Source organism: Bradyrhizobium iriomotense (assembly GCF_018130765.1).
Lineage (GTDB): Bacteria > Pseudomonadota > Alphaproteobacteria > Rhizobiales > Xanthobacteraceae > Bradyrhizobium > Bradyrhizobium iriomotense_A.
On sequence record NZ_JAFCJZ010000006.1, the window covers coordinates 259257 to 279139 of the forward strand.

At 64.7% G+C, this 19883-nt stretch carries 17 protein-coding genes; 1 reads left to right on the top strand and 16 read right to left on the bottom strand.

Annotation, left to right across the window (positions count from 1 at the left end; translation table 11 throughout):
• Positions 1-11: 11 nt before the first annotated feature.
• Complete coding sequence (locus tag JQ635_RS13960; RefSeq protein ID WP_211410438.1) at positions 12-905, top strand: LysR family transcriptional regulator; 894 nt, start codon at positions 12-14, stop codon at positions 903-905.
• 104 nt (positions 906-1009) lie between these two features.
• Here JQ635_RS13960 and JQ635_RS13965 read toward each other — a convergent pair whose 3' ends face one another.
• The 16 genes from JQ635_RS13965 to JQ635_RS14040 form a co-directional block, all read right to left on the bottom strand.
• A complete protein-coding gene (locus JQ635_RS13965) occupies positions 1010-3337 on the bottom strand; it encodes a PAS domain-containing sensor histidine kinase (protein WP_211410439.1) in 2328 nt (775 codons plus the stop codon).
• Between the two features lie 226 nt (positions 3338-3563).
• Positions 3564-4937: a cation-efflux pump gene (locus JQ635_RS13970; protein WP_211410440.1), complete on the bottom strand. Its 1374-nt coding sequence runs from the start codon at positions 4935-4937 to the stop codon at positions 3564-3566.
• A 250-nt stretch (positions 4938-5187) separates the two neighbouring features.
• Entirely contained in the window at positions 5188-6156 is a 969-nt protein-coding gene (locus tag JQ635_RS13975) for a zinc-binding dehydrogenase (RefSeq protein ID WP_211410441.1), read from the bottom strand.
• 25 nt (positions 6157-6181) lie between these two features.
• Positions 6182-7177, bottom strand: a complete 996-nt coding sequence (locus tag JQ635_RS13980) for an NAD(P)H-dependent flavin oxidoreductase (protein ID WP_211410442.1) — start codon at positions 7175-7177, stop codon at positions 6182-6184.
• Positions 7178-7356: 179 nt separating this feature from the next.
• Complete coding sequence (locus JQ635_RS13985) at positions 7357-8007, bottom strand: hypothetical protein (RefSeq protein WP_211410443.1); 651 nt, start codon at positions 8005-8007, stop codon at positions 7357-7359.
• 43 nt (positions 8008-8050) lie between these two features.
• Entirely contained in the window at positions 8051-8254 is a 204-nt protein-coding gene (locus tag JQ635_RS13990) for a hypothetical protein (RefSeq protein WP_018647766.1), read from the bottom strand.
• A gap of 263 nt (positions 8255-8517) precedes the next feature.
• Positions 8518-9924, bottom strand: a complete 1407-nt coding sequence (locus tag JQ635_RS13995) for a hypothetical protein (protein ID WP_211410444.1) — start codon at positions 9922-9924, stop codon at positions 8518-8520.
• 281 nt (positions 9925-10205) lie between these two features.
• Entirely contained in the window at positions 10206-10991 is a 786-nt protein-coding gene (locus JQ635_RS14000) for a fumarylacetoacetate hydrolase family protein (RefSeq protein ID WP_211410445.1), read from the bottom strand.
• Positions 10991-12010, bottom strand: coding sequence for a 2-dehydropantoate 2-reductase (locus tag JQ635_RS14005; protein WP_211410446.1), 1020 nt, complete (start codon positions 12008-12010; stop codon positions 10991-10993). The genes JQ635_RS14000 and JQ635_RS14005 overlap by 1 nt, the downstream gene beginning before the upstream one ends.
• A 201-nt stretch (positions 12011-12211) precedes the next feature.
• Positions 12212-12640, bottom strand: coding sequence for a CBS domain-containing protein (locus tag JQ635_RS14010; protein WP_211410447.1), 429 nt, complete (start codon positions 12638-12640; stop codon positions 12212-12214).
• Between the two features lie 176 nt (positions 12641-12816).
• A complete protein-coding gene (gene oxlT / locus JQ635_RS14015; RefSeq protein WP_211410448.1) occupies positions 12817-14139 on the bottom strand; it encodes an oxalate/formate MFS antiporter in 1323 nt (440 codons plus the stop codon).
• A gap of 260 nt (positions 14140-14399) precedes the next feature.
• Positions 14400-15689 carry an oxalate/formate MFS antiporter gene (gene oxlT, locus JQ635_RS14020; RefSeq protein ID WP_211410449.1) on the bottom strand — a complete coding sequence of 430 codons (1290 nt, stop codon included), beginning with the start codon at positions 15687-15689 and terminating at the stop codon, positions 14400-14402.
• Between the two features lie 424 nt (positions 15690-16113).
• Positions 16114-17613 (bottom strand): tripartite tricarboxylate transporter permease, encoded by a 1500-nt coding sequence (locus JQ635_RS14025; protein WP_211410450.1) that lies wholly within the window; start codon positions 17611-17613, stop codon positions 16114-16116.
• Positions 17614-17655: 42 nt separating this feature from the next.
• On the bottom strand, positions 17656-18153 hold the full coding sequence (locus JQ635_RS14030) for a tripartite tricarboxylate transporter TctB family protein (RefSeq protein WP_211410451.1): 498 nt from the start codon (positions 18151-18153) through the stop codon (positions 17656-17658).
• Between the two features lie 87 nt (positions 18154-18240).
• Entirely contained in the window at positions 18241-19248 is a 1008-nt protein-coding gene (locus JQ635_RS14035; RefSeq protein ID WP_211410452.1) for a Bug family tripartite tricarboxylate transporter substrate binding protein, read from the bottom strand.
• Positions 19249-19712: 464 nt separating this feature from the next.
• Positions 19713-19850 (bottom strand): hypothetical protein, encoded by a 138-nt coding sequence (locus JQ635_RS14040; protein ID WP_211410453.1) that lies wholly within the window; start codon positions 19848-19850, stop codon positions 19713-19715.
• Positions 19851-19883: the final 33 nt, after the last annotated feature.

Below are 19883 nucleotides of genomic sequence, written 5' to 3' on the forward strand. Positions count from 1 at the left end.
GGGACGACCGGTTGATCGACAAGCTTGAACTGCTGCTGGCGCTGGCAAAGGAGCGGCATTTTGGACGCGCGGCAGAGGCCTGCGGGGTCACGCAGCCCACCATGTCGACCGGGCTGAAGCAGCTCGAGGAGATCCTCGGCGTGATGCTGGTCCAGCGCGGCTCCCGCTTTCAGGGTTTCACACCCGAGGGCGAGCGGGCGCTGGACTGGGCGCGGCGGATCGTGGGCGATGCCCGCGCCATGCGCGACGAGATCAACGGGCTGAAGCACCAGCTCTCCGGCGAGATCCGCATCGCCGCGATCCCGACGGTGCTCGGCATGGTGGCGTCACTGACGACGCCGTTCCGCGCCCGGCATCCCGAGGTGCGTTTCAGCATCCGCTCGACGACCTCATCGGAGGTGCTCGGGTTGCTCGAAAATCTCGAAGTTGATGCGGGGCTGACCTATATCGAGAACGAGCCGATCGGCAAGGTGCGCACCATTCCGCTCTACAATGAGAGCTATCGCCTGCTCACCGCGCCCGATGCGATGTTCGGCGACCGCGAGACGGTGACCTGGACCGAGGTCGGGCAGGTGCCGCTGTGCCTCTTGACGCCCGACATGCAGAACCGCCGCATCATCGACCGCGCGCTACGCTCGGTCGGCGCGGAGGCGACGCCGACCCTGACCTCGAACTCGCTGCTGGTGCTGTTCACGCATGTGAAGACGGGACGCTGGGCGAGCGTGATGCCGGCCAAGCTCGCCGAGACGCTCGGCCTGTCCGATACGGTGCGCTCGATCCCGATCGTCGACCCCGAGGTCAATTACAGCATCGGCATGGTGATCCCGCAGCGTGATCCCATGACGCCGCTGATCGCGGCGCTGGTCAATGTGGCGCGGGAAGTCGCGCCGACGCTGCAATTGTAGAGGCTGGAGCGTTTTCGAGCGAAGTGGATACCGGTTTCGCGTGAAGAAAACGCGTCAAAACAGGAATCTAGAGCTTCGATCCTGATGCGATCAGAATCGAAGCTCTACGCCGCCGCCGATATCCCGACCGCCTTGACGGCGTCGCGCGGCAGCGTCACGCGGACGACGGTGCCGACATCGATCTTCGAGCGCAGCCGCATTGAGCCGCCGTGGAGCTGCGTCAGCGACCGGGCGATGGCGAGGCCCAGCCCCGAGCCGTGATAGGTCTTGGTGAGCTGGCTCTCGACCTGCTCGAACGGGCGCCCGAGCCGCGCCAGCGAATGCGGCGCAATCCCGATGCCGGTGTCGGCGATCATCAGCACGATCCTGTCGTCGAGCTGCCGGCTGCGTACCACGATGCGTCCGCCGTCGGGCGTGAACTTCACCGCGTTGGAGAGCAGGTTGACGATGATCTGCTTGGTGGCGCGGCGGTCGGCGACGACGGAGATGGATTTTGCGATATCGGCATCGAGCGTCAGGTGCTTGTCGTGAGCGCGGCCGGAGACGACGCGCAGCGACTCCGCGAGCGTCCGCGCCAAGTCCAGCTCTTCCATGTCGAGCTTCATGCGGCCGGCCTCGATCTTGGACATGTCGAGGATGTCGTTGATGACCTCGAGCAGATAGTGGCCGCTGGTCAGGATGTCCTGGCAATATTCCTGGTACTTCTCGCTGCCGAGCTCACCGAACATGCCGCTTCCCATGATCTCGGAGAAGCCGATGATGGCGTTGAGCGGCGTGCGCAGCTCGTGGCTCATATTGGCGAGGAATTTCGACTTGGTCTGGTTGGCTTCCTCGGCGCGGGTCTTCTCGCGCTGGTACTTCTCGGCGAGGTCGGCGAGCTCGTTGGTCTGGCGCTCCAGGGCGGCCTGCGAGCGCTTGAGGTCGATGACGGTGGCGCGCAGGCGCAGGTCGTTGTCGACCAGCTTCTGCTCGTGCTCCTTGATGCGGGTGATGTCGGTGCCGACCGAGACGTAGCCGCCGTCCTTGGTCCGGCGCTCGCTGATGTGCAGCCAACTGCCGTCGTCGAGCTGTGCCTCGAAGGTGCGCGCGCCCGGGCCTTGGGCCGCGGTCTCGTTGTGGCGGGTGCGCACCTCCGGCATGCGGCCGACCTCGAGCACGGTCTCGTAGGAGGTGCCGGGGATGACGGCGCTGTCGGGCAGCTTGTGCAGGCGCTGGAAGTGCGAGTTGCAGAGCACGAGGCGGTCGCTCGCGTCCCACAGCACGAAGGCCTCCGGAATGGTCTCGATGGCGTCGCGCAGCCGCAAATCCGCTTCGACGGTCCGCTCGGCGAGGCTCTTCTGCTCGGTGATGTCGACCGCGATGCCGATCAGGTGCACGCTGGAGTCGGTCGCGCCGCGCGTCTTTTCGCAGCGGACGCGGAGCCAGATCCAGTGACCGTCGACATGCTGCATGCGGAAGGTCTGGTCGATGTGGTCGATCTTCTCGGAGATCAGCTGGTCGGCGATCTCGAACAGGTCAATGTCGTCGGACTTCACCAGCGCGTTGACCTCGCCGAAGGTGAGGAGCTCGTGGCGGCCGTCGAGGCCGAGCATCGAGAACATCGACTGCGACCAGAAGATCCGGCCGCGCGACAGGTCCCAGTCCCACAATCCGCAGCGGCCGCGGTTCAGCGCGGTGTCGATGCGGCCGCGCACGGCGTCGTTGATGAGGTCACCCTCGCGGGCGCGGGTGGACTGCCAGTGGAAGGCGAAGCCGAGGATCAGGACGACGAAGCCGGTGGTCGCCGACAGCGTCACCGAGAGCGCGGCGTCCGAGCCCCAGATCGGCTCGTTGCGCTCCTGGATCACGGTGACGAAGCCGGGCAGCGACTTGATCTGCCGCGAGGTGGCCATCGCGGCATTGCCGCTCGGCAGCGTCATGTCGGAGACGTTGCCGTCGCGCGGCGGCGCCGCGAGCAGCTGCGCCGTGGTGATGGCATCGAGCAGGCGGTCGTTGCCGGAAGGGTCGCTGTCGATGGGAATGCGGGCGAGGAGGCGGCGATCGATCCCGGCCGAGGTGACGATGACGTGGCGGCCGGTGGCCGTGCCCCAGGACGGGATCAGGTCGGGCAGCAGCGTCGGCAGGCGCTCGATGTTCTTCTGCCGATCGATCCGCAACGAGGTGAGGCGGTCGATGCGCTCGGCGAGCAGGTCGGCGAGCGCGGAGATGTCGTGCCGGATCACCAGCCGCTTCTGGCGCGTCTGGTCGACGACCTGCACGAACGCGCCGAGGCAGATCGTGATCAGGAACGCGATGATGAGCGTCGGCACGGCACGGCGCAGCGCCGGCTCCGCAACAAGGAGCCGATGATAGGCAGGTTTCGCGATCGATTGCGCCAATCCCTTGATCGAATCGGATTGGACGCACGCGTTCGCGGCGTCTGCACGCGACATGCCTTCGGCCCCCTGAAAACTAGCTTGCAACTTGAGTTCGGAGGCAGCCCCACGTCGCTTCCGAATCAGACCGATTTGAATCCAGTTTTGCCGGGCTGTCGAGAGTCAACGAATCGTTAACGCGAAATTATTCTTATCCAACGCGCAGTTCGCGCATCGCGCGTCCGCAAACCTGCGGGCGCGAGGAGTCCGAAACGAGAACGTGTGACTCCGCGCACATTGTGCGTCACGCGCGCGGCGGTTCGGCGTGACTGATGACGCGCTTCACGCTCGGGAACGCGCGCCGCAATGCGCGCTCGATCGCATCGACATGCTCGTGCACCCTGATCACGCTCATCGACGGCGCGGCGCGGCAGTGGAAGTTGACGATCTCGCCGGCATCGGTGTTGCGGACGCGCACATTATGGATGTCGTGGATCTCGCCTTCGCCGGCGAACTCCGCCAGCGCGGCGGCGATGGTCTGCACCCTCTCCGGCGCGGCATCGACGCCGAACGGCAGTTCCGGTTCCAGCGGCTCGATATGGACGTCGACCTCGACGTCCTCGCCGAACTCCTCCTGGATGTTGCGCTCCAGCGTGTTGGCGATGTCATGGGCCGCATCGAGCCGCATCCCGGCGTCGACCTCGAGATCGATGCTGACGATCAGCTTGGCGCCGAGATCATGCACCGTGACGTGGTGGATGGCGAGGCTCGAATTGCGCGCGATCACCATGATGCGGTCGCGGACGGTCTCGTTGTTGCGCGCGACCGGGACCGGGGTGAAGGTGAGGTCGGCATCGCCGAACGCCTTGTCGACGGCGGCCTGTGCCTTGCGCTTGATCTCCTCGACGCGGTCGATCGGGTAGGTCCGCGGCACCTTCGCGATGGTGTCGATGAAGGTGGTCGCCCCGACCATGCGCACGCGCAGCCGCTCGACGTCGATCACGCCTGCTACGCTGCGGATCGCGGCCGTGGCCTTCTCCTGCGCGCCCTCCGGCGCGCGGTCGACCAGCGTCTGCACGGTCGAGCCGGCCATGCGCAGGCCGAGCGCGGCGATCATCACGGCGACCGCGGCGGCGGCCGCGGCATCCCCCCACCAGAAGCCGAGCGCGGCGAGGATCAGGCCGACGATCACGGCGCAGGAGCCCATCACGTCGGAGGCGAAGTGCAGCGCATCCGCGGCGAGCGCCTGGCTTCGGGTCTCGAGCGCGGCGCGGTGCAGGGCGCGGGCGCGCCAGAGATTGACGGCAATGTCGACCACCAGCACCACGAAGGGCACGGCCGAGATGGTCGGCGGCGGCGTTCCCTCGCGCAGCCGGCTATAGGCCTCGACCAGGATGCCGCCGGCGAGCACGTAGAGCAGGGCGGTGACGCCCAGCGCCGAGATGCTTTCCAGCTTGCCATGGCCGTAATGGTGCTCCTCGTCGGCCGGCTTGTCGGACACCCGCACCACCGCCCAGGTGATGATGGTCGCGATCAGGTCGATCGAGGAGTGCAGGGCCTCGGAGATCAGCGCCAGCGAGCCGATTGCCACGCCGACCACGAACTTGGCCGCCGCCATGCCGCCGCTGGCGAAGATCGAGATGGCCGCGACCGAGGTTTTGTTGTGCTGTGCGCTCATGGCGGGGATTTAGCAGGCCAGCGCGGGACATCAAGCGGTGATCCACAGCTGTAGTCGCAAGTGAGTTGCAGGAGCGAACCTATTGCGAATGCTTCTGAATTGAATGCTCGCTCGTGCCACGAGCTCGGTCTCGTAGGGTGGGTAAAGGCGCGGAGCGCCGTGCCCACCAGCCGTCCGTGATGGATACAGATCGTGGGCACGCTACGCTTTGCCCACCCTACGGGACCGTCGCTTTGGCCGAGCCTGCCCCTTAAAGCGTCACCACGATCTTCCCCAGATGCTTATTCGCCTCCATGTGCTCGAAGGCTTGGTCGATCTGGTCAAACGGATAGATCTTGTCGATCGGCAGCTGCAGCTTGCGCGATTCCACGGCGCCCCAGATGTCCTTGCGGACCTCCTCAAAAATCTCGCGGACCTCCTCGATGGTGCGGGTGCGGAAGGTGACGCCGATATAGTCGATGCGGCGAGCCGCATGCAGGTCGAAATTGAAATCGGCATGGGTGCCGCCGAGCCGGCCGACATTGACGATGCGGCCCAAAACCCTGGTCGCGGCGAGGTTCTGGTTGGCGACCTTGCCCGAGACCTGGTCGACGATGAGATCGACGCCTTCGCCGTTCGTCGCCTTCAGCACCTCATCGACCCATTTGGGATCGGAGGAGTCAACCGCGAGGTCGGCGCCGTATTCCTTCAACCGGCCGCGGCGATAGGCGTCGGTCGACGAGCCGATCACAAGCTTCGCGCCCTTGAGTTTTGCAATTTGCATCGCCATCAGGCCAACGCCGGAGCTGGCGCCCTGGATCATCACGCTCTGGCCCGCTTGCACGCCGCCGACAGTGACCACGGCGTTGTGCATCGTCGCGAGTGCCACGGGCAGGGTGGCGGCCTCCTCGAAGTTCATGTTCGAGGGCGCGCGGAACAGCCGGCCGTGATCGGCCAGCGTATACTCGGCGAATGCCGCACCGCCCGAACCCATGATGCGGTCGCCGACCTCTAAGCCCTTCGCATTGGGCCCGAGCTCGGCGACCTCGCCGGCCCATTCCATCCCGAGCACGGTGCCGACGCCGCCGGCCGCGCCATGGGCGTGGCCCTTGCGCATGCCGGTGTCGGCGCGATTGAGGCCGCAGGCGCGGACTTTTACCAGCACCTGCGTGCCTTTCGGCTTCGGTTGAGCAACGTCGGAAATCCGAGCGCCCTCAGGGCCGTAGACGTAAGCCTTCATGAATTACTCTCGCTTCTTACAGTGATTATTCCGCGGCTTCGCGCTGCGGCTGAATGATCATCCCTTCCAGCCGGCTGCGGATGATCGCCTCCGCCTCGCGCACGATGCGGGAGATCAGCTCGGCGCAGCTCGGGATGTCCTGGATCAGGCCCTGGACCTGGCCGGCCGACCAGATGCCTTCGTCCGAATTGCCGGTGGCATAGACCATCTTGCCGCGGGCGCCGGCAACGAGCTCGCGGATGTCCTCGAACTTGGCGCCTTCCTTCTCCATCGCGACGACCTTGGTCGAGACCGCGTTCTTGGCGACGCGCGAGGTGTTGCGCATGGTGCGGAAGATCAGCTCGGTCTCGCGCTCGTCATTGGCGACGATCTTCTCCTTGATGGACTGGTGGATCGGGCTCTCCTTGGTGGCCATGAAGCGCGTGCCCATGTTGATGCCTTCCGCGCCCAGCGCCAGCGCCGCCACGAGACCGCGCGCATCGGCAAAGCCGCCGGAGGCGATCATCGGGATCTTGACCTTGTTGGAGGCGGCCGGGATCAGGATCAGGCCGGGCGTGTCGTCCTCGCCGGGATGGCCGGCGCATTCGAAACCGTCGATCGAGATGGCGTCGACCCCCATCCGCTCGGCGGAGAGGGCGTGGCGGACGCTGGTGCATTTGTGCACGACCTTGACGCCGTTCTTCTTGAACTCGTCGACATGCTCCTGCGGCTTGTTGCCGGCGGTCTCGACCACCTTGATGCCGGCCTCGATGATGGCGGCACGGTATTCGGCGTAAGGCGGCGGCTTGATCGCGGGCAGGATGGTGAGGTTGACGCCAAAGGGCTTGTCGGTGAGGTCGCGGCAGCGCGCGATCTCCTTGGTCAGATCCTCCGGCGTCGGCTGGGTCAGCGCGGTGATGAAGCCGAGCGCGCCGGCATTGGCAACGGCGGCCACCAGCTCGGCCCGCCCGACCCACTGCATGCCGCCCTGGACAATCGGGTGCTCGACGCCGACGAGCCTGGTGAACCGTGTCTGCAGCATGATGTGTTTCCCCCCGCGCCCCGCGTGGCGCTCTGTTTTGGTTGATGGCGGGAGGATGCCGCCGGGGTCGGGAAAAGTCTATCAGCGGGGGTGTGCAGTGAAGGCGGGACCTCATGCGGCGATGAGGGTGATTCCGTGAGGCGGATAATTTGGGCGCGGCGCTCGCAATGACGGCGGAGCTACTCCGCCGACAGCCGCACCATTTGCCGGCCGCCGTTCATTTCCTTGAGGCGGTTGACGAACTTTTCCGGGCGTTGCCAGCGGTTGGGGACCTCCAGGCCCATGAACTCGGCGATGTCGCCGATGAAGCCGGTGCAGTTGGCGGTCTCGGCATTCCAGACCGGCGAGTTCGCCTGCAGTTTCTTGATGTAGGCGAACACGCGCTTGGCGTCGGCTTCGTTGAGATAGACGCGATAGCTCGCGGTCAGATATTCCGGATCGAGGTCGCCGTAGCTCGCACCGGTCTCGGAGGGCACAAAGGTGATGTGGCCGAGCACGTAAGCGAGCGTCTCGCCGGCTGGCGTCAGGCCCGCGACCTCGACCGCCTTCTCGCTGGTCTTGCCGTACCAGACGAAGGCATGGCCCCAGCTCGCCGCCGTCCGGGCGCGGAAGTCGACGTAGTAGGGGCCTTTCTCAGCGCGCGCGACCGGACGCCGCGTTGCTTGCGGCTGAGGTCGCGGTGCGGTCTCGGTCGTCGCAAGCGCGTTGGCATCGGCAACGCGCTTGTTCGCTTCGTGGGCCGAGGCCGTGGGCGTCGTGCATGCGATCATTGCCGCAAGGGCGAGCCCCGCGAGGATGCAGGATCCCGATCGATCAGCTTTGTTCGTCACGCTATGCCCCCCCGACTGTCGGCCGCCTACGCTAGTCTGCGCGTCAGTAGCGCGCCGCGACCGGACCGGGAGCCTTGCCGATCGGGGCCTTGCCAACCGGGCTCTTGCCAATCGGCATCTTGCCAATCGGGGCCTGCTCGGCCGGATAGACCGGCACGGGCTGCCGGCGCGGCAGGTCCGCGGCATTGGCGGCCGTCACCAGAGCAAGCGTGGCACCGAGAACAAATACAATCTTCTTCACAGTCATACCCCTAGAAGGTTTGGTCCAAACACGGCATTGCCGTGCCCCCAGACACGCCTCACAGAAGGGCGGCCGAATGCGTCCAAGTTGCGGCGCGCGCGGGACATGTTGGCGGCATTGATCGGGCGCGCGCAGATGTGATGTGTCTGGATGTTTCGGTGCGCCATCGGCGGTGTCGTAGCCCGGATGAGCGGAGCGATATCCGGGGTGTTTGTGGCAGCACGCGTCCCGGATGTCGCTATCGCTCATCCGGGCTACAGCAGCCGTGCTCACCCGATCCGGTTCAAACTGTTCCGGATCGTCGCGAAGATGCCGCCGATGTCCTTGCGCAAGGCATCGAGCGCGTTGAAATTGTCGAAGACGCGGGCGAGGCGGTCTTCGACCTCGCGCTTGCTCTTGGTGAGCGCGTCGACGCGTGAGTCGAGGGTGACGCCGGCGTTCGCCTCGATCTCGCCGACGGTTTTGGCGAGGAGGTCGCGGGTGGTGCTGACCTCCGCGATCATCGCCTCGATGCCGAACACCGGAGCCTTCAGCGGGACGAGGTCGGCCTGCGATTTCGACAGCTCGGTCTTGAAGGCGTTCAGCGTCGCCAGCGTCTCCTGCAACGCGCCGAGGCGCTGGCGCGACTGCAGGACGAAATCGTTCAGCGCATTCTGGCGCTCGATGAGGCTCCTGCCGTCGGGATCGGTCTCGACCTCCGCGATCGCGCGTTCGAGCTGGCCCCGGCGCTGGCCGAGCTCCTCGAAGTCGAGGCCGATGGCTTTGAGGATGTTGGCGCTGTCGTCGATGCGGGCGAGGCGCTGCTCGATCTCGATCTTGTTCTTCGATAGCGTTTCGACGCGGCTGCCGAGCGGCGCTTCGCCGCCGGTCTCGAGCTCGTCGATGCTCTTTTCGAGGCGGTCATGGCTGAGGCTGAGCTCGCCGATCAGGGCATTGATGCCCGCGTCGCTTGATCGCAGCGGCGCCAGCTCGGCATGGGATTTCGCCAGATCCTCCTTGTACTGGTTGAGCGTTGCGAACGTGTCCTGGACCGCGCTCACCCGCGTCAGCAGCGTCGAGACGTCGCGCGCGATGTCCTTCAGACGGTCGGCGAGGTTGTTCTTGCGATCGTCGGTCTCGAGGTCGTGCAAGGAACGTTCGAGCTGGTTCTGGCGGTCGCGGATCTCGGTGAAGACGGGCTCGACCGCGCGGCGTTGATCGGCGATCTTGCCGACCATCTCGCGCAGCGCCTGCTGGCGGCGGCGGATCTCGGCGAGCTGGTCGTGCATGTCGGTGGCTTCGTTGCGGCCCTGCTGGAGCAGCGCGCGCTGCTCGGTCTCGCCGAGCTTGTCGTGAAGGGCGGAGACGGCTTCCCGTGGATCGCTCTCGATCAGGTGCTGGACGGTGGCGTCGAGGTGGTTTTGCAGGGCGTGGGCGACGACGACGTCTTCCCGGGTCTTCTTCAGGCGGTCGCGCAGCGTGTCGAGGCGCCGGTCCTGGCGCGAGAGCCGCCAGGCGCTTGCGCCGATCAGCGCCAGGCCTGCAGCCGGGATCGCGCCGGCCGCCATGCGCTGCGGCACGGACAGGGCCGCGAACCAGGCGGGCAGGTGACCGACGTCGTAACCGAACGCCTGCTGGGCGAGGATCGCGATGGCGGCGAGCAGGACAAACCAGGCAACCAGGAAAAACAGCCACATCGTGAATTCCTCACGCCGGCACACATTTTCGCCATGATTGCTATTGGAGAGCGGAACCGAGATCAAGGGGCGCGGCGCTTGCGGAGCGCGTGATCCACCGTCGCGCGCGTCCGCTGATTGCTGGAGAGCGTTGTGGGAATTGCCGGGTTTTCCCGAGCCCCTCGGTCGTCATTCCGGGGCGCGCGCAGCGCGAGCCCGGAATCCATATATCTCCAGTCTCTGACGCTTGATGGATTCCGGGCTCGGCGCTTTGCGCCGCCCCGGAATGACCGAGATAGAGTTTACAACCGAAACTCGTTGGTGAGCTCGCCGATGCCGTCGATTGCGACGGTCACACTATTCACCGGCTCCTTCATCACGCCGACGCCGACCGAGGTGCCGACGGCGATGAGGTCGCCTGGGAGCAGGGTCATGTCGTGGGAGATCCTGCTCACCAGCTCCTGCGCGGTGAAGATCATGTCCGAGATCGGATAGTTCTGCCGCTCGGCGCCGTTGAGGATGGTGCGGACCACGAGCTTCGCCGGATCGAGGCCGGTCGCGATCACGGGGCCGAAGGGGCCGTAATCGTCGATACCCTTGGCGCGCGCCCATTGCGGGAAAGTCGGGTCGCTGGTCAGGATGTCGTTGGCGGTGATGTCGTTGACGCAGGTGTAGCCGAAGATGAAGCTGTCGGCTTCCGCAGGCGCCACGCGGGCACAGGTTTTGCCGATGACGATGCCGAGCTCGCCCTCATAGGTGGTCTTGCCGTCGTAATAGGAGGGGCGGCGGATCACTGCGCCCGGCGTCGTGATGCTAGTGGTGGCCTTCAGCAGATACAGCGGCTCCGGCGGCTCGGGCTGGTTCAGCTTGGCCGCGAGCGCGTGGAAGTTATTCCAGAGCGCGACGATCTTGCTGGGGACGCAGGGCGCCAGCAGCTCGACCTCCGACAGCGCCAGTGTCTTGCCGGTCGCGACATTGCGGCCGAACATCTCGCCCTCGTGCACGCTGATGCCGGAAGATGTCAGCGTGCCGAAGCCGGTCGTGCCGGCATGGCGGAAGCGCAGCCAGCGCTTGATCTCGCCCGTCATCACGCCACCGCCAATGCGCGCGGATCGGATGGCGTGGAGACGCCGTCATAGAGGCCGGCGATGCGGGCGCGCTGGGTCACCATCGCAAGCACCGAATCCAGTGCGGGCGTCGCGATGCCGGTGAGGCGGCCCATCTCCTGCACCACGGTGACGAGCGGGTCGATCTCCATCGGGCGGCCGCGCTCGAGATCCTGCAGCATCGAGGTCTTGTGCGCGCCGACCTTGCGGGCGCCCTCGATGCGGCGCTCGACGTCGACGCGGAATTTGACCCCGAACGTCTCGGCGATGCCTTGCGTCTCCACCATGATCGCGCGCGACAGCGCGCGCGTGGCGGGATCGGTGCAGATCACGTCGAGCGTGGCGTGGGTCAGTGCGCTGATCGGATTGAAGCAGACATTGCCCCAGAGTTTTAGCCAGATCTCGTCGCGGATGCGGTCGAGCACCGGGGCCTTCAAGCCGGCGGCAACGAACAGGTCCGCGAGGCGCTGCACGTCGGACGTGATCTCGCCCGAGGGCTCGCCGAGCGGAAAATTGTTGCCGTAGACGTGGCGGATCACGCCGGGCGCCTCGATCTCCGTGGCGGGATAGACGATGCAGCCGATGGCGCGCTCGGCGCCGATCTCGCGCCATTGCCGTCCGCCGGGGTCGATGCTCTCCAGCGTCGAGTTCTCGTATTGGCCGCCATGCTTGTAGAAGTACCAATAGGGGATGCCGTTGACGGCGGTGACGATGCGGGTGTGCGGCCCGAGCAGCGGCTGCATCTTCTCGATCACCCCGGTGATCGAATGCGCCTTCAGCGTGATGATGATGTAGTCCTGCACGCCGAGCTCGGCGGGATTATCGGTGCAGCGCGGATGCACGGTGTGCGTCTCCCCGCCCGCGAGCAGCGTCAGGCCGCGCTCGCGCATCGCCGCGAGATGCGCGCCGCGCGCGACCAGGCTGACGTCGGCGCCCGCGCGCGCGAGCTGAACCCCGAGATATCCGCCGATCGCGCCGGCGCCGTAGATGCAGATCTTCATGTAATCCTCGCGAGCAGAGACCGGAATTTGGGACGAAAGATCCGGTCCGGCTCGGAAGGATCCGAGCCGGGGCCGGCAGTCGCAGGGGAAGAGTTGCCGCTCTAAAGCGCGATGCGCTTTAGTTTATTGTTTGAGCATGATCTTGTCGGAAAACCGCGACGCACTTTGCGCTAACGCGGCCCTCCGGGTCCGGATCATGCTTTAGGCTGCCGCTTGCGGCGTGCCGTTGATCGCCTCGTCCATCGCAGCGGCGATGTCGCGCATGCTGATGACGGAGACGAGGCTGTAATCGTCGATCACCGGCAGGTGACGGATGTGATGCCGGTTCATCAGATGGCGAACGTGCTCGATCGTGTCCGAGGAGGTGCAGGAGACGAGCTGCTGCACCGACACGAGCTGCGAGACCTTGACGTTGATGGCATTGGTGCCGTGCTCGGCGACGGCGCGCACCACGTCGCGCTCGGTGAACATGCCGACCGCGGTGTTGCCCTCGGAGCGGACCACGTCCTTGACCACCAGCGCGCTGATATTGTTGGCGCGCATCAGCTTGGCGGCAATACCCACCGTTTCGTTCATTCGCACCGTGACAACGCGCGGCGTCTTCTTGCGCAGAATGTCTCCGACCAGCATTGCGACCTCCCTGGGTGAATGACAGGAGGAAGTGTGGTATACATAATGCCAATCGTCAAGCGCTGGATTTGGCTGATCCGAAAAATCTTGCGGCAGCAATCCTGACGTTTGTCGTCGGGCCAAAAAGAAAGGGGCGCATCGCTGCGCCCCTTCTTTGAAAGCCGTGGTGTGGTGGCTTACGCCGTCTCGGTCTTGGCGCTGCCGGTCGCCGTGTCGGCGCTCTCGGCTTCCTTGCCGAGGATGAAGGAGCGGCGCAGCGGCTTGATCACGAACAGCGCCATCAGCGCGGCCGTTGCGTTCAGCGCCACCGCGACCACGAACACGGCCTTCCAGCCATACGTTGCCGAGATCACGCTTGCGAGCGGGACGAGCAGGGAGGCGGTGCCCTTGGCGGTGTAGAGCATGCCGTTGTTGGTCGTCGCGAACTTCGAGCCGAAGGTGTCGCCGCAGGTCGCGGGGAACAGCGAGTAGATCTCGCCGAACACGCCGAAATACACCGCGGTCGCGAGCACGAACACGATTGGATTTTGGCCATAGGCCGACAGCGCCAGGAGCATCACAGCGGCGGTGCCGAAGGCGATGAACATGGTGGGCTCGCGGCCGATCGTGTCGGAGACCCAGCCGAAGAAGGGGCGTCCGAAACCGTCGAAGATGCGGTCGAGCGAGATCGCGAAGGTCAGCGCCGCCATCTGGAAGCCTGCGAGCGTCACCGGCGTGTCGGCGATCTTGTAGTCGTGCGCGATCGGGCCGATCTGCGCCGCGGTCATCAGGCCGCCGGAGGCGACCATGACGAAGACGAGGTACATCACCCAGAAAATAGGGGTCCGCAGCACTTGCGGCGGGGTGAAGTCGATCTTGGTCTGCGGCAGATTGAGCTGCTTCTTCCTCGGCGGGATCGAGATCCGCGGCGGCTGGATGAAGAAGGCGAGCACGAACACGATCAGGCCCTGGCCGATGCCGAAGGTGAGGAACGCCTGCTGGTAGCCGCTCGATGCGATCATGGTCGCGATCGGGACGATGGTGAGCGCAGCGCCCGCGCCGAAGCCCGCGGCGGTCGCGCCGGCGGCAAGGCCGCGGCGGTCGGGAAACCATTTCAGCGCGTTGCCGACGCAGGTGCCGTACACGGCGCCCGCGCCCATGCCGCCGACGATCGCGGCCGCGTAGAGCAGGGTGAGCGAGTCGGCGTAGGAGTTGAGCACCCACGACAGCGCGATCATCACGCCGCCGAACATGATGACGATGCGCGGGCCGTATTTGTCGACGAACCAGGCCTCGACCGGCACCAGCCAGGTCTCGGTGACGACGAAGATGGTGAAGGCGAGCTGGATCGCGGCGCGTCCCCAATGGTGCGCGGCATCGATCGGATCGACGAACAGCGTCCAGCCATATTGCAGGTTGGCGATCATCGCCATGCAGACGATGCCCATGACGAGCTGGAGCCAACGGAAACCGGTGCGAAGAGGCGCGGCCGTGACGGCGCCGTCCGTGCTGGAAATCATCAAGAAACCTCCCAACGCGCCTGATTGATTGCGACTTGGGATTGCAAGATGACCCAGTGTCGCAAGTATTGTGGCTTATCGTCGCAAGCGCGGCGGGGAGATTGGTATACCATATTCCAGAATGCAAGTCCCAACTTGGCTCCCCGCCCAAGAAATTGCGAGTTCCCTTCGGATTTTACGGAATGCCGAAAGCCTGCCCAAAACGAAAAACGCCCGGCCGTGAGGCCGGGCGTCGTGTTTGGAGCAGCTGTTGGGGCGTGTCAGAGGGTCGATTTCGCGACCACGACCTTGCGCCAGGGTTTCAGCACCGCGATCGCCAGCAGCGAAGCCAGGATGTTGGCGCCAGCCGCGATGATGAACACGCTGTCCCAGGTGCCCGATGACTGCTGCATCAGGTTTGCGACCGGGACGAGCAGCGCGGCAGTGCCCTTCGCGGTGTAGAGCAGGCCGGCATTGGTGGTCGCGAACTTGGCGCCGAACGTGTCAGTACAGGTCGAGGGGAACAGCGAGTAGATCTCGCCCCAGGCGAAGAACACGAAGCCGGAGAGCAGCACGAACCAGACCGGATCTTGGCCCCAGAGGTAGAGCATCCAGATGCCGAAGCCTTCCATGCCGAAGGCGAGGAACATCGTGTTCTCGCGGCCGATCATGTCGGAGATCCAGCCGAAGAACGGACGCGTCAGGCCGTTGAGCACGCGGTCGATCGTCGCTGCGAAGGTCACCGCGGTCATCGTCACCGCCATCAGCGTCACCGGCACGCTGTCGACCTTCCAGTCAACCGCGATCGGCTTCAGGTTCGCGGTGACCATCAGTCCACCCGCGCCGACGATCACGAACATGAAGTACATCAGCCAGAAGATCGGCTGGCGCAGCACTTCGGTCGGCTGATAGTTGCGCCGGGTCTGGATGATATTGGCATTCGCCACCACGCTCGGCACCTGGCCCGCTTTCGGCGCGAGCAGGAAGAAGGCGAGGATGCAGATGATGATGCCCTGTCCGAGGCCGAAATAAAGGAAGGTGGTCTGGAAGCCACTGTCCTTGATCATGGCCTGGATCGGCGCGACGGTGAGCGCGGAGCCCGCACCGAAGCCCGCGGCGGTGATGCCGGCGGCAAGGCCGCGCTTGTCCGGAAACCACTTCAGCGCATTGCCGACGCAGGTGCCGTAGACGCCACCGGCGCCGATGCCTGCGATGATCATGCCGAGGTAGTAGCCGTTGAGCGAGGTGGCCTGTGCGTTGATCGCCCAGCCGATGGCGCAGAGCACGCCGCCGACGAGAACCACGATGCGCGGACCGTATTTGTCGACGAACCATCCCTCGACGGGCACGAGCCATGTCTCGAACAGCACGAACAGCGTGAACGCCCACTGGATCGAAGCGCGATCCCAGCCGAACTTCTTCTGGATGTCGGGGACGAAGAACGTCCAGCCATATTGATAATTGGCGATCATCACCATCGCCGCCACACCGATCGCCAATTGAGCCCAGCGATAGGCATCGCTTACGCGGGCGGCACTAGGAGCCGCAGCCGACTGCACCATGTCCGTCATAAAAAACCCTCCCGAACGCGCCGATCATTTTTATGCATGCGCTGCCCGCATCCTGGTATTCATTATGCCAAGATTCAAGCGAAGGACTGGAGGGTGCGGCGAAATATCGCGGGATCAGTGCACATGCGCTTTGGCCGCGGAATTGTAAAGCCCCAATCGTTGCAGCGTGACCGCGGTTGCAGCGATCGTATCCACGCAAGTTATTGAATTTGTGAGATATATCGGCGGTTGCCGCGAGCCGCAAACAGGCTGTGGGAAGTCGATTCACGCTCGACTTACAGCTTGCGAATGTCGGGGTTCGCAGCTCCGCTTGCATGGATGCGCGTCGTCAGATGACCGCACGATTCCTGGAATTCTTTATTCCAGAAGTGCGGGGTGCGGCGAATTTGACGCGACCAGCGGCGCGCATCATGCCGGCCACGCTTCACGCCAGCGACGTGCGCAGCCGGCTGTAGCCTTCCTGGATCGCGGACCAGAACAGGGCGACCAAGCCGAGCGCCATGATCGTGCTGACGAGGCCGTTGGAGAAGAACACGCCGAGCGAGCCCTGGGATCCCAGCAGCGATTGCCGGAACGCTTCCTCCGCCTTGTCGCCGAGCACGATGGCGAGCACCAGCGGTGCGAGCGGGTAGTTGCACTTCTTCAGGAGATAGCCGAGCACGCCGAACACCAGCATCAGCATCACGTCGAAGGTGCTGTTGTGGACCGAGTAGGCGCCGATCGCGCAGAGCACCAGGATCAGCGGGGCGATGATGCCGAAGGGCACGCGCAGGATCGCGGCGAAGATCGGCACGCAGGTGAGCACGACGATGAGGCCGGCGAGATTGCCGAGATACATCGACGCGATCAGGCCCCAGACGAATTCCTTCTGTTCGACGAACAGCATCGGGCCGGGCTGCAGGCCCCAGATCAACAATCCGCCAAGCAGCACGGCAGCCGTCGGCGAGCCGGGCACGCCAAGCGACAGCATCGGCAGCAGCGCCGAGGTGCCGGCGGCGTGCGCGGCCGTCTCCGGCGCGATCACGCCTTCGATCTCACCCTTGCCGAAATTGTTGCCGCGCCGCGCCAGCCGCTTGGCGATGCCGTAGCTCATGAAGGACGCCGGCGTTGCGCCGGCGGGCGTGACGCCCATCCAGCAGCCGATCAGGCAGGAGCGCAGTGAGGTCATCCAGTAGGCGGGCAGCCCGCGCCAGGTCTGAAGCACGACGCGGAGGTTGATGCTGGCATTGCCGCCGCGAAACGCCAGCCCTTCCTCCATGGTCAGCAGGATCTCGCCGATCCCGAACAGGCCGATCACGGCGATCAGGAAGTCGAAGCCGTTGAGCAACTCGGTAACCCCGAAGGTCAGCCGCAACTGTCCCGTGATGGAATCCAGCCCGACCGCTGCGAGCGCGAAGCCCATCATCATGGCCGCGATGGTCTTGAACGGCGGCTCCTTGCTGAGGCCGACGAAGCTGCAGAAGGCGAGGAAGTAGACCGCGAACTTTTCCGCCGGGCCAAATCGCAACGCGAAGCCTGCGACCAGGGGCGCGACGAGCGTGATCATGATGACGGCAAACAGCGCGCCCACGAAGGAGGAGGTGAAGGCCGCCGTCAGGGCTTCGCCGGGTCTGCCCTGTTGCGCCATGGGATAGCCGTCGAAGGTGGTCGCCACGGACCATGGCTCGCCGGGGATGTTGAACAGGATCGAGGTGATGGCGCCGCCGAACAACGCGCCCCAATAAATGCAGGACAGCATGATGATCGCCGATGTCGGCGGCATGCTGAAGGTGAGGGGCAGCAGGATCGCCACGCCATTGGCGCCGCCAAGCCCAGGCAGCACGCCGATGATGACCCCGAGCGTGATGCCGATGATCATCAGCATCATGTTGTAGGGCTGCAGGGCGACCGCGAAGCCGTGAAACAGATTGACCAACTCTTCCATATCAATACGTCCTGCAGCAGCAATTGAATGAATGCGTAGTTCTTACAGACCGAGCCATTCCTCGAGCGGCCCCTTGGGAAGCGGGACCAGGAACCAGCGCTCGAAAACCAGATAGGTCACGACCGGCATGCCGACCGCCACCGCGACGACCGTCAGCCAGCGATAGCCGCCGAGCCAGCGCATGAACCAGGCGATGAACACCATCGAGGCGACGTAGAGGCCGGCGAACGGCATCGAGCCGACATAGATCCCGGTGGGCACGACGACGCTCATGACCTGGCGAAGCTGTCCCCATTCCGCGAACAGCCGGCCGTCATTGCCGCGTTGCGTATGCCAGAGGTTGATGGCGCTCGCGGCGACGATGACGGCGCCGACATAGAAGGGGAAGAAGCCGGCACGCGGGCCTTCCGCGCCCCAGTTGATGCCGGCTTTCAGGCTACCGAAGATCACGACCAGCCCGAAGACGCCGATCAGAAGCGCGATGCCGATTTCCACGGTCCTGTGTGCCGGGCCAGATTCGGAGCCGGATCGTTCAGTCATGGGACCTCCAGGCGGAATCGCAAGTCTTCTGCGGTCGCGGCCGGCGGGAGGACGGCGAGCGTCCTCCGCCGTCGTCGATCTCGTGGCTCAGTTCCCCGATGCGAGGAATCCGGCTTCCTTCATCAGGACCTCGTGGCGCTTCTCCTCCGCCTCGATCCACTTGGCGTAGTCGGCTCCAGTCAGGAAGGTCGTGTTGAAGGCGCCGCTCTTCATGAATTCCTGCCACTCCGGGGTGGCGCGGACCTTCTTGAACAGTTCGACGTAATATTCGATCTGGTCCTTCGTGGCCTTGGGCGACATGAAGATGCCGCGCAGCATGAGATATTCCATCGCGAGGCCCTGCGACTTGCAGGTCGGAATATCCTTCCAGGCCTTGCCGTCGGCGATCGGCTCGTCATAGGCCATCGGCTGGGCGTCGAAGACGCAGAGCGGACGAAGCTTGCCGCCGCGCCATTGCGCGACCGCCTCGATCGGATTGTTGACGGTTGAATCGACGTGATTGCCGACGAGCTGAACCGCGACTTCGCCGCCGCCCTTGTAGGGGATGTAGGTGAATTTCGCGTCGATCACCTTCTCGATGCCGACCGTGATGATCTGGTCTTCCTGCTTCGAGCCGGTGCCACCCATCTTGAACGAACCGCTCGGCGCCTTCTTCGCAGCGTCGACGTAGTCCTTGACGCTGTTGTACGGCTTCTCGGCGTTGACCCAGAGCACGAATTCATCGAGCGCCAGCATCGCGACCGGGCTGAGATCTTTCCAGTTGAACGGAATACCCGTCGCCAGCGGCGTCGTGAACAGGTTCGACAGCGTGATGATGATCTTGTGCGGATTGCCCGACGACGTCTTCACGTCGAGGAAGCCTTCGCCGCCTGCGCCGCCGGCCTTGTTGATAACGACCAGCGGCTGCTTCATGAGATTGTGCTTGGTGACGATGCCCTGGATGGTGCGTGCCATCTGGTCGGCACCGCCGCCGGTGCCTGCGGGCACGATGAACTCGACCGGACGGACTGGCTCCCAGGCCGCACGGCTTGCAACGCTATTGGCGCACGACATTGCGATTGCCGCCAAAGCGACATTCAGAACGAATGGCTTCATTTTGTTTCTCTCCCTGTCGAACCTCGAACGCAGCCGCTCTCTGGCGGCTTGCGTCAGCCCATCTCGATTCAGATGCTCGGGGTCACCTTGTTGGTCGATCTCCCGTTGCAGTCCCGGCCAGCACTTTATGAGCAGGGGACAGGGCCCGGCATCCGCTCCTTTCGACTAAGGTTCCGCCGAAGGATCACGGCAATCGCGCTTCGCCCTCGGTCCTTCCTGTTCCCGTCTTGCACCTTCAATTTGTGCAATTGTTCTTGGTTCCCGAATGGTATGCGAGATGCCAGCGGACAAACAATTAGATCAAAGGGTCATGTCGGCGGACCAATCGTCGCAGTTGTGTTCGCGAGCGAGGTGAGGGCTCAAAAAGAAAATGGCCCCGACATGCGGGGCCATTTGATCGGACCTACGGTCCTCGAAACGTGTGTCCACCGGCGCGCCGTTGCGGCTGCGCGTGGAAGGCCCTCTCAAAGGCCGAAGCGGGGCAGGTCGCCGTTGTGATTGGAGATCTCGGCGCTCGCCATCAGGAAGCGGTCGACCGCGGCCAGGAAGCGGGTGAACAGCGAGGTGGAGGGGGCGAGAGCGACGGTAGCGGTCTTGGACATCGGAATTTCCTTTCTTGAGACGGTCAGTGTTGC